The following is a 10,914-nucleotide window of genomic DNA, read 5'->3' on the forward strand; positions in this document are numbered from 1 at the left end:
TTTTTCGATGGGAAACACCCGCATGAAGATTGTTGCGGGCGCTGTGCTCTTCAGCCTCGCTTCTGTTGCTGCCGCTTCTAACTTTGTGGGCGGCGGCGCCACCCTGCCGGCGTTCGGTTACGTCGGTGCCTCCAGCTCGTCCGCCTCGCTCGGCAACCCGCTGGTTCCGACGGCCGGTACCCTGTTCGGCGTCTACGCCGCCAATAGCGGCAACACCGTGACCTATTGCCCGACGGGCAGCGGCGCTGGCAAGCGCATCCTCGCTGGCAACGCCCCGACCGTCGAAGCGGCCAACGGTCTGTGCCTCGATACCGCCCCGAACGTCGCCGGCTTCCGTGCCACCTCTGGTGCCGCGATCACCCAGGCCGCGTTTGCCGGTTCGGATGCCCCGATGTCGCTGGCCGAAGTGGCCAATTACAAGACCGGTCATGCCTCCCTGCCGGAGCAGTTCCCGGCCGTCGCCGGTGCGATTGCCATTGCCTTCAACAAGTCGGGCGTCAGCTCCCTCTCGCTGAGCGAAGCCAAGATCTGCGCCGTGTTTTCTGGCCAGATCACCACGTGGGACGAACTGACCGCCGGCGCCGCCACCGGCCCGATCCACATTGTCTATCGCGGCGATGGCAGCGGCACGTCGTTCTCGTTCCTGAACCACCTCTCCGCAGTCTGTGGTCTCTCGAGCAACGTGCTCGCGGGCAAGACGGCCGCCACGCTGTTCAAGACCAACCAGACCTTTGCGACCGGCGTGAGCTTTTCGAACGGCGTGGATCCGACCTACTTCAGCAAGTACAACGCGCCGGTGAGCCAGAGCGGTAACGGTGGCGTGTCCGACTACATCAAGGCCAATGATGGCACGCTGGGCTACGCCGAAGCGGCGTACTCGATCCCGACCCCGGGTAAGTTCGCCTCGGTGGTAAACACCGTCGCTGGCGGCTCGGCCATCAATCCGTCGCTCGGCTTTGGTACCAACGCCGTGAAGGTGCAGGTCCAGTTCAGCAAGGCCATCGCTGATACGGTCGACACCAACGGCCGTCCCACCCTGGTCGCCCTGCCGACCGCCAACGCGACGGACTGCGTGGCCGTGGTTGATCCGTCGGATTATGCCAACCCGGCGACGGGCTACCCGATCCTGGCCGTGACCTACCTGCTCGGCAACCAGGCCGGCAACGGCTCGGACGCCGCTGCGATCCGCACGCTGCTGGGTTCGCCGTACTCGAACGCGCCTAACCGTGGGTCGGTGACGAAGATTGGTCGTATCGCCACGGGCTACGCCTGGCTCGCCGATACCGTCGCTAACACCGTCCTCGACAGCACCAATGCCACCACCGGTGTCCAGGCTCGCATCAACAGCTGCATCAACTGATCCACGTTTTCCATCCAGGACGGATGGGTGAAGGGGCGGCCTCCGGGCCGCTCCTTCAATCGTTGCGTGACACCAGGGGACTTCTCACTCGCCAGGGAGACATACCATGCGTTGCGAAGCTTCTAAGGGGAATACGCTTATCCGGTGGACTCGCCACAGGGTATGCCTGGTTGAGCGAGGCGAGCGTTCTGGATAGCGCCAACGCGACGACCGGTATCCAGGCGCGCATCAACAGCTGCATCAACTGATACGACTCGCGCTTGAAACAATGCGGTGCAAGCCTCGCAGACCATGGCTAACGTGAGTCACACGCACCCGGGCAAGCAGGCTGGTTTCAGCCTGCTTGAAACCATCGCCGCCATCCTTCTGCTGGCGCTGGCGTTCGGTGCGGTCATGCATGTGGCGGGGGCGGCGACGGAACTGACCGGGCGCGCCAAGGCGTTGAACCGGGTGTCGATGCTCGCGGATACGACACTGGATGCGGCTGGGAGGCTGGAGCCATTGCGGGAAGGCATACGTGAGGGTTGGTACGACAAACGCTACCGCTGGCGCACGGTGGTCACCGCACAGCCGCCAGCGCCGGGCCAGACCGCCGATCTGCACGTATACCGTATCGACCTGGAGGTGATGTGGCGCGACGGACGCACCGATCGCCGCGCCCACTTCGCCACGCTGCGCTTGCAGGACGAACCGAAGCCGCCGGCCGCGAACACGGTGGCGGGATCATGAGGCGCGCGGTGGGCTTCAGTTTGCTGGAAGTGCTCGCGGCGCTGGCCTTGCTCGCGATCCTCCTGCTCGGTGTTTACTCGGGCGTGCGCTCCACCACCCTGGCGACAGGGCATGGCTCCGCGGCGATCGCGCGCCTGGACGAAGTGCGCGGCGCCCGGGAATTCCTCCGTCGCCAGCTCGCGTCGGCCACCGCCTTGCCGTGGACCTTCGTGGGTCCGTCCGTACCGCTCGTGTTTGAAGGGGATGCCCGGCACATGCGTTTCGTCTCGACCCTGCCGGGCTACCTGGGAAAACTCGGTCCGCAGGTGATCGAAGTGGTGCTTGCGGATGCGGAAGGCGAGGGTCAGGAACTCCAGGCACGCTTCGAGCCGTTGCCGAACAGCCAGTCGAAGGTGACGGAGGGTGCGCAGGACGTGCTGCTTTCACGCGTGCACGCCTTGCGTCTTCGCTACGCCGCCCGTGGTTCCGCCACGTGGCAGGATCGCTGGACCGAGCCGATGGTGTTGCCGGGTACGGTGGAGATCAGTCTCGTGCCGGAAGAGGGCGAGACGGCATGGCCGCCGCTGGTCGTCGCCGTGCGCCAGGACGCTGAGGCCGTGAACGTCCGCGCTGCCGCGCGCCGCCTGCCGGATCCGGCGCGATGAAAACCGCGCAGCGAGGTATCGCGTTGCTGGTGGTGCTATGGGCTTGCACCTTGCTGGCCATCCTGGTCGGAGGATTTGCGAGCATCGCGCGCGTCGAAGCGCTGCAGACGCAGTTCTCGCTGGGCCAGCAACGCGCGCGGTATGCCGCCGAGGCGGGCGTCAGCCAGGCCATCGCTACCATCGAAGCGCGCCGCCACCAGGCCCTGCTGGACCAGATGGGCGACGGTGCGTCGGCGACCCGGGGTATGCCGGGCGACGGGCGCGCACTGGCCTTCGCGTTCGATGGCCTGCAGGTCGCCGTCGGCATCCAGGACGAGAGTGGCAAGGTCGATATCAACCGCGCGGATAGGCGTACGCTGAAAGCGTTGTTTGGCGCCGCGGGTTGTGATGAAGCGCGGACGGAGGCGCTAACCGCCGGCGTGGAGGCGTGGCGTGGCCCGGTGGCAGGCCCGGTCGGGGACGACGGCGCGGCCGTGGCTTCGGCGCTCAGCGCGGCCAGTGGGGTCGGTCCACGAAAGTACGTTCCCTTCATCGCCATCGAAGAACTGCAATCGCTGCCTGGCATGGACCCGGCGCTCTACGCTGCCCTGGAGCCCGCGATCACCGTGCTGTCGGGGCAGTCCTCCCCGCAACCGCAATTCGCCCCCTTGCTGGCCATGGCGACGCTGCGCGGCCTGGACCTCGCCAAGGCTCGCGAGGTGATCGCCATGCGTGATGGCGCACCGCCCGGAACGATCCTTCGCGGCCTGCCCGGCGGGCTGACCTTTGGCGATTCGCTTCCCAGCGATGCCATGACCTTCCGGGTCACGGCGGACGATGGCCATGGCTCGCGTGCCGTGGTGGAAGCGACCGTGCGTTTTGAGACCGCGACCCCGGATCGCGATCCGCGCGTGCCGCTCTATACCATCATCCGCTGGCGCGACGGCCCCCCGAGCTAGTGCACCACGCTTAGGAGCGCGCTCGCGCGCGACAGCTCTTGCCGACTTTGCGTATCGCTTGCTGCCCGACGCGCAGATAAACGTCATTGCACACACCCGCATCACGACGCGGGTCGCAGATTGACCGAGAGCAAAGCAGTAGGGGGTGGATGTGATCCAGGACCTTGCCGGATGGTCAAAAGTACTGGAGTTAATGCCCACGGCGATGTTTGTGCGGGATGCCGCACACCGCTGGGTCTTCGTTAACCGGATCGGCTGCGAGTACTTCGGCATCCAGCCGGGTGACGTGGTGGGCAAAAAAGATGCGGACCTGTTTCCGCCGGATCAGGCCGCACGCTTTGGCCGGGGCGATGATGCGGTGCTGCGCGGGCACGAGATCATCGAGAGCGAGGAAGCCGTCTACGACCTGCTCGGTCGTTCGCGCACCTTGCTGACCCGCAAGACCTGCATCGAACTCGACGGCGACCCGCATGTGCTGGCCTCGGTCACTGACATCACCGAGTTACGCGAATCCGAGGCGCATGTGCGCTGGCTGGCCTGCCACGACGCGCTCACCGGCCTGTCGAACCGCACGGCGCTTTTCAGCCGCCTCGACGCGACCGTGGGCCGCGCGGGCGAAGGCACCGGCGGGGCGGTGCTGTATTACCTCGACCTGGATGGCTTCAAGAAGATCAACGACACGTACGGCCACCTGGTGGGCGACGAACTGTTGGTTCAGTTCGGCCAGCGGCTGCGCCATGCGGTGAGTGTGAATGATGTGGTCGCCCGGATTGGCGGTGACGAGTTTGCCGTGCTGGTCGAAGACGGCGGTGACCTGGACCTGGATGGGGTCGCCGAAGCGATGCTGACCCTGGCGGCCACGCCGTTTGACGTGATGGCGGCCAAGGCGTTTATCGGTACATCGATCGGCGTGGTACGGATCGATAAGGAGGCGGTGTCCTCCGGCGAAATGGCGCGCAAAGCGGATAGCGCGCTTTATGAGGCGAAGAAGGCGCGCAACCGGTATACCGTTTACACCGATGCGCTGGATGCCTCACTGGCGCATCGTCGCGAGGTAGAGCAGGCGCTCGAAGAAGCGATGCGTACCGGCGAGGGCCTGAGCTGCCACTACCAGCCGTTGGTGCGCGCCACCGATGGCAAGGTCGTCGGCCTGGAAGCCCTGGCCCGCTGGCGCCACCCGAAGCTGGGCGTGGTGCCACCCGTGCAGTTCGTGGCGGTGGCGGAGGAAACCGGCCTGATCGGGCGGTTGGGCGAGTGGGTGTTACGCACGGCGTGCTCGCGGATGCAGGGCATGGATGACCTGTACATCGCGGTGAACGTCAGCGCGGTGCAGCTGCGCGACGATCGCTTCGCCGATACGGTGTTCGCGATCCTCGCGGAAACCCACCTGCCGCCGCGGCGGCTCGAACTGGAAATTACCGAAACGGCGATCGTTCATGCCGATGGCGCGGCCACCCGCCTGTTGAAGCGGCTGCGCCGGGCTGGCGTTCGCATCTCCCTGGATGACTTCGGCACGGGCTATTCCAGCCTCACCCTGCTGAAGGACCTGGATGTCGACAAGGTCAAGATCGATCGCTCCTTCGTGCAGATGGCCCCGCTGGCGGAAGATTCGGCGGCGATCGTCCGCGCCGTGGCCAACCTGGGTTCGGCGCTAGGCTTGTGCGTGGTGGCCGAAGGCGTGGAAACCGAAGCCCAGCGGCAATTCCTCCGCGACGCCGGCTGCGATGAACTGCAGGGTTACCTGTTCTCGGCGGCGGTGCCGGAGGATCGGATCGAGCGGGTGGCCGGCATCCTGCCTCCACCGCTGTTGGTTCACTCGGCCGGGTAAGCGCTGGCCGGCATCGGCCAGGTGCGGCGGAGGTCGGGCATGCCGGGCATCGAGGTGGGCTGCGGCAAGGGCAGGGGCAACTGCGCACCCGCCACGCCGCCCGTGGCATCGCCGACGATGGCGATGACGCAGCCACCGCTTTCCTGCGAGGTGCCGAACGAGAGCCGGCCCCAGGGCATCTGCATCATGGTGTAGCGGTTAGGCAGCATCGACGGTGCGCTGGGCAGGTTCGCCTCCGAGCTGGCCACATGGAAATGCTCGGCGATGTCCTGGCGGGTGAAGCAGGGGCGCTGTTCGAGCTGGATCGAGGTGAAGCGGGCCATGGAGACGTCGCCGCCCTCGTTGAAGCCACGCACTTCCAGCGCCGAGACGCGGAAGCCGTCCCGGGTAACGAACGGTACGCTGCGGACGATCTGCGCCGGGGCATCCGGGGTCGAATGCAATCCACCGGGCACCTTGGCGGCCAGTTGGTCCACGGCATTGGGCAGGGTGCCCATCGTGCCGTCGATCAGCTCCACGAGCGTCTTGTCGCTACGCGGCGGCACGGCCGCGCCCGCCGGAACGGCAGCCAGCGCGGCAAACAGGGCAGCGGCGACGGTAGGCAGGCGCATGCGGGCCAGGGTCAAAGGTTCGGGGGCGCTAGTGTGCACGTTTTCGCAATTTCATGGTGGCCTCGTTCCCCTGTAGGAGCGCGCTTGCGCGCGATGGGTGCTCGCGGCAAGCCCCGATCGCGCGCAAGCACGCTCCTACAGGGGTTGTCGCGACGCCGTGCCGCCCGGATATAAGTATCAACGCCCAAGCCCCCACCCCGATGACAGACCTCCGCTTCGACAACGCCTTTACCCACGAGTTGCCCGCCGACCCCGATACCCGCCTGGCCCCGCGCCAGGTGACGGGTGCCGCCTTCTCCTGGGTCGAGCCTACCCCCGTGGCGGCGCCGCACATCGTGGCCGTATCGGGCGAGGTCGCGGCGATGCTCGGTATCGATCCGGCACGGCCGGATTTCGCGGAGATCTTCGCGGGGAACGCCAGCATCCCGGGCATGACCGGCTACGCCATGGCCTACGGCGGCCACCAGTTCGGCCACTGGGCCGGGCAATTGGGCGATGGTCGCGCCATCGGCCTGGGTGAAGTCCTGACTGCCCACGATGGCCGGCAGGAACTCCAGCTGAAGGGGGCGGGGCGCACGCCTTACTCGCGTGGGGCGGATGGGCGCGCCGTGCTGCGTTCGTCGATCCGCGAGTTCCTGTGCAGCGAAGCCATGCATCATCTAGGGGTGCCGACGACGCGGGCGCTTTCCGTGGTCGCTACGGGCGACCTCGTGGTGCGCGATGTCATGTACGACGGCAACCCGGCGCCCGAGCCGGGCGCTATCGTCTGCCGTGTCGCGCCGAGTTTCCTGCGCTTTGGGAATTATGAGTTGCCGGCCTCGCGTGGCGATACGGCGTTGCTTCGCCAACTGGTCGACTTCACGATCCGGGTTCATTTCCCGGCGGTGGCAGCGCTGCCCGAAAACGAACGCTATGCGGCATTCTTCCGTGAAGTCGCCGCGCGTACCGCGCGACTGATGGCCGAATGGATGCGCGTGGGTTTCGTCCACGGGGTGATGAATACCGACAACCTGTCGATCCTTGGGCTCACCATCGATTACGGCCCCTATGGCTGGGTGGATGACTTCAACCCCGACTGGACGCCCAACACCACGGACCGGCAGCACCGCCGGTACCGCTTTGGCCACCAGCCGCGGATCGGCTACTGGAACCTGCAGGCGTTGGCACAGGCGTTGTCGCCGCTGTTTGATGGCGCGGAAGCCTTGCAGGCAGGCCTTGATCATTACGTCGAGGTGTTCGAGACCACCGATGCCGCGTATTCCGCGGCGAAGCTCGGCCTGTTGCGCGCGCGCGAAGGCGATGACGAACTCGTCGCGGACTTGCGCGGCGTGCTCACCGCGGGCGGCATGGATATGACGATCTTCTATCGTGATCTCGCGTTGCTGGACGTGCAGGCGCCGCATGCCGGTGTCGTGGGCGCGGCGTTCTATTCGGAAGAACAACGCGTGGGCGTGGGTGAGGCGCTCGATGCGTGGTTGAAGCAGTACGCGCAGCGCGTGCGCGACGACGAAGCGAGCGAAGGCGAGCGTCTGGCCTTGATGCACGCGAGCAACCCGCGCTATGTGCTGCGCAACTACCTTGCCCAGCAAGCGATCGACAAGGCGGAGCAGGGCGATAACAGCGGCGTGCTCGAATTGCTCGAGACGCTGCGTTATCCGTACGAAGAACAACCCGGGCGCGATCATCTGGCTGGCCGGCGCCCCGAGTGGGCGCGCGACCGCGTCGGTTGCTCGATGCTCTCCTGCAGCAGCTAGCCCTTTCGCGGCGTGAATCGCGTGCAAGCACGCTCCTACAACAACCTGTAGGAGCGCGCTTGCGCGCGATGGGTGTTGCGGAAACGTTCATCGCGTGCAAGCCCCCCCCCAACCGCTGTAGGAGCGCGCTTGCGCGCGATGGGTCCGCGATAACGTCCGGCCTTAGCCCCGCGCAAACGCCAGCAGATCGGCGTTGAATGTGTCCTGCTCGGTGGTCACCAAACCATGCGGGGCGCCGGGGTATTCCTTCAGCGTGCCGTTCTTCAGGCGCTTCACGCCCAGGCGGGCGGCGGCGTCGATCGGCACGATCTGGTCGTCGGTACCGTGGATCAGCAGCACCGGTACGTCGATCTTGTCGAGGTCGGGGCCGTAATCGACTTCCGAGAACTCGCGGATGCAATCGTACTGGCCCTTCAGGCCACCCATCATGCCCTGCAGCCAGAACGACTCACGCGCGCCTTCGGAGACCTTGGCGCCTTCGCGGTTGTAGCCGTAGAACGGCAGGCTGAGGTCGCGGTAGAACTGCGAGCGGTCGTTCCACACGCCGTCGCGGATCCCGTCGAATACGGCCTTCGGCAGGCCCTGCGGGTTGGCCTCGGTCTTGATCATCTGCGGCGGCACGGCGCCGACGAGTAGCGCACGCGCCACGCGCTTCGTGCCGTGGCGGCCCATGTAGTGCGCCACTTCGCCACCGCCGGTGGAGTGGCCAACCATGATGATGTCCTTCAGGTCCAGCGCCTCGATCAGCGCGTGCAGGTCATCGGCGTACGTATCCATATCGTTGCCGTCGAAGGTCTGCGTCGAGCGGCCGTGGCTGCGACGATCGTGTGCGATCGTGCGGAAGCCGTTGTTCGACATGAACATCATCTGTGCATCCCACGCATCGGCACTGAGCGGCCATCCGTGCGAAAACACGACCGGCTGGCCGTTGCCAAAGTCCTTGTAGAAGATTTCGGTGCCGTCTTTGACCTTGATGTAAGGCATGGGGGTGCTTCTCCAGGGGAATTGGGGAAGGCAGAGTCTGGCGGCACGCCCCTGGGCGTTATTGGACAAAACTGCGGGTGGCGTACAAACGATAGAATGGCAGGTCCAAGACCTCACGAGATGTCCGCCGTGTCTGCCGGTACCGCCTCCGATGCCGCGCTGGAAGCGCTGTTCGTTCCCTTCGCCACCGGCGAGCTCACGCTGCCGGCACAAGGCGGCGTGCTCATGCTCCGCGCCCGCGAAGGCGTCGCCCTGCGCGAACACATCCGCGCTGGCTGGGTGCTCCAGCAATCCTTCGCGCCCGCCGCCGACGCCCTGGCCCGCCACCACTACACCGTCATCCCCGATCCCCTGTCGGTAATCGATGCCCCTGCAGGAGCGCGCTTGCGCGCGACCACCCCCGCCGAACGCTACGACATCATCCTCGTGCTACCCACCCGCCAACGCGAAGAAACCCGCCTGCTCTTCGCCCAGGCCCTGAGCCTCGTGTCCCCGGCCGGCATCGTCGTCGCCAGCGTCGCCAACAGCGAAGGCGCGAAAACTGCCGAAGCCGACCTCGCACGCCTGGCTGGCAGTGTCGGCCAACTCTCCAAACACAAGTGCCGCGTCTTCTGGACCCAGCCCGGCGCGACGCCAGATGTCGCGTTGCGCGACGAATGGCTGGCACTCGATGCCCCCGAGCCGATCGCCGGGGGGCGCTTCATCAGCCGCCGTGGCCTGTTCGCCTGGGATCGCATCGACAGCGCATCCGCCTTGCTCGCCAGCGTCCTGCCGGATGACCTGCGCGGCCGCGTCGCCGACCTCGGGGCCGGCTTCGGCTACCTTGCCTGCGAAGTCGTCGAGCGCTGCAAGAAGATCACGTCGGTCGACCTGTTCGAAGCCGAAGGCCGCGCGATCGAACCAGCGCGCAGCAACATCGCCGACGCCGTGGTACGCAGCGGTCGCGAGATCGCCACGCGCGTCGTATGGGGCGATGTCACCCACGGTATTGACGGCCGTTACGACACCATCGTCTCCAACCCGCCTTTCCACCAGGGCCGCGCCGACCAGCCTGACCTCGGCCGCGCCTTCATCGTTACCGCTGCCCGCGCGCTGGCGCCGGGCGGCCGCTTCTGGATGGTCGCCAACCGCCACCTCGCGTACGAAGCCACGCTGGCCAGCTGCTTTGGCCAGGTGCGCACCGTGGTCGAACGCGATGGCTTCAAGGTGATCGAAGCCAAGGAACCCCGCTCATGAAACTCGTACGACTCCTCGCCAACCTCGGTTACGGCAGCCGCAAGCAGGTCGCGCAGCTGTTCCGCGAAGGCGCTGTCACGGATGTAAACGGTGACGTGCTTTACGCCGACGACAAGGTCGAGCACGCCGATGTCCGCTTCGAAGGCGAGCCGCTCGATCCGCCGCAGGGCATGCTGGTGATGCTCAACAAACCCACCGGTTACACCTGCTCGCGCAAGGATGTCGGCCGCCTCGTCTACGATCTGCTGCCGCCGCGCTTCGGTGTGCGCAACCCGGTGCTTTCCACGGTCGGCCGGCTCGATCGCGATACCTCGGGCCTGTTGCTGTTCACCGACGATGGGCAATTGCTGCATAAGATCATTTCGCCGAAGAGCGCACTGGGTAAGGTGTACGAAGCGACCCTGGCTGACGACCTGAAGGGCAACGAGGGTGCGATCTTCGCCGCCGGCACGCTGATGCTGGAAGGTGAGACCGATCCGCTCGACCCGGCGGTCCTTGACGTGCTTGGCCCCCGCCACGTGCGCCTGACGCTCACCGAAGGCCGCTACCACCAGGTCCGCCGGATGTTCGCCGCGGTCGGCAACCACGTGGAAACCCTCGAGCGCACTGCCCTGGGCGGCCTGACCCTCGGCGGCCTCGAATCCGGCAGGTGGCGCCTCCTCACCGAAGCCGACACCCAACAAATCTTCAGCTGACATGTAGGAGCGCGCTTGCGCGCGATGGGTCTTGCCGCGAGCACCCATCGCGCGCAAGCGCGCTCCCACAGTGCGGTGCTACTCGCCGAAGGCGCAAAGATCGACGCAATCGGTACCCATGAATGCGCGATCGAT

10 protein-coding genes are annotated in these 10,914 nt (G+C 66.3%); 8 read left to right on the forward strand and 2 right to left on the reverse strand.

Features of this window, described 5'->3' with window-relative positions; translation table 11 throughout:
* The first annotated feature begins 22 nt into the window (after positions 1–22).
* From VGN46_RS16120 to VGN46_RS16140, 5 genes are all read left to right on the forward strand, one after another.
* Positions 23–1,360, forward strand: a complete 1,338-nt coding sequence (locus tag VGN46_RS16120; RefSeq protein ID WP_331645032.1) for a substrate-binding domain-containing protein — start codon at positions 23–25, stop codon at positions 1,358–1,360.
* 291 nt (positions 1,361–1,651) lie between these two features.
* The gene (locus tag VGN46_RS16125; RefSeq protein ID WP_331645034.1) at positions 1,652–2,089 is read left to right on the forward strand and encodes a prepilin-type N-terminal cleavage/methylation domain-containing protein; all 438 of its coding nucleotides are present in this window, start codon (positions 1,652–1,654) and stop codon (positions 2,087–2,089) included.
* Positions 2,086–2,733, forward strand: coding sequence for a type II secretion system protein GspJ (locus VGN46_RS16130; protein ID WP_331645036.1), 648 nt, complete (start codon positions 2,086–2,088; stop codon positions 2,731–2,733). Before VGN46_RS16125 ends, VGN46_RS16130 begins: the two co-directional genes overlap by 4 nt.
* The gene (locus VGN46_RS16135; protein WP_331645038.1) at positions 2,730–3,671 is read left to right on the forward strand and encodes a type II secretion system protein GspK; all 942 of its coding nucleotides are present in this window, start codon (positions 2,730–2,732) and stop codon (positions 3,669–3,671) included. The genes VGN46_RS16130 and VGN46_RS16135 overlap by 4 nt, the downstream gene beginning before the upstream one ends.
* Positions 3,672–3,822: 151 nt before the next feature.
* Complete coding sequence (locus VGN46_RS16140) at positions 3,823–5,499, forward strand: putative bifunctional diguanylate cyclase/phosphodiesterase (RefSeq protein WP_331645049.1); 1,677 nt, start codon at positions 3,823–3,825, stop codon at positions 5,497–5,499.
* Here the strand turns inward: VGN46_RS16140 and VGN46_RS16145 are convergent.
* Positions 5,484–6,149 (reverse strand): hypothetical protein, encoded by a 666-nt coding sequence (locus VGN46_RS16145; protein WP_331645040.1) that lies wholly within the window; start codon positions 6,147–6,149, stop codon positions 5,484–5,486. The two genes, VGN46_RS16140 and VGN46_RS16145, sit on opposite strands and share 16 nt — an antisense overlap.
* Before the next feature lie 161 nt (positions 6,150–6,310).
* Here VGN46_RS16145 and VGN46_RS16150 point away from each other — a divergent pair, with 161 nt between their 5' ends.
* Positions 6,311–7,864, forward strand: a complete 1,554-nt coding sequence (locus tag VGN46_RS16150) for a protein adenylyltransferase SelO (RefSeq protein WP_331645042.1) — start codon at positions 6,311–6,313, stop codon at positions 7,862–7,864.
* 162 nt (positions 7,865–8,026) lie between these two features.
* On the opposite strand, the gene VGN46_RS16155 is transcribed toward VGN46_RS16150, so the two are convergent.
* Complete coding sequence (locus tag VGN46_RS16155) at positions 8,027–8,848, reverse strand: alpha/beta hydrolase (RefSeq protein WP_331645043.1); 822 nt, start codon at positions 8,846–8,848, stop codon at positions 8,027–8,029.
* 120 nt (positions 8,849–8,968) lie between these two features.
* On the opposite strand from VGN46_RS16155, the gene VGN46_RS16160 reads away from it, so the two are divergent.
* The gene (locus VGN46_RS16160; protein ID WP_331645045.1) at positions 8,969–10,084 is read left to right on the forward strand and encodes a class I SAM-dependent methyltransferase; all 1,116 of its coding nucleotides are present in this window, start codon (positions 8,969–8,971) and stop codon (positions 10,082–10,084) included.
* A complete protein-coding gene (locus VGN46_RS16165; RefSeq protein ID WP_331645047.1) occupies positions 10,081–10,779 on the forward strand; it encodes a pseudouridine synthase in 699 nt (232 codons plus the stop codon). The genes VGN46_RS16160 and VGN46_RS16165 overlap by 4 nt, the downstream gene beginning before the upstream one ends.
* Positions 10,780–10,914 lie beyond the last annotated feature (135 nt).

Origin of the sequence: Luteibacter sp., from assembly GCF_036500425.1 — a bacterium.
Lineage (GTDB): Bacteria > Pseudomonadota > Gammaproteobacteria > Xanthomonadales > Rhodanobacteraceae > Luteibacter.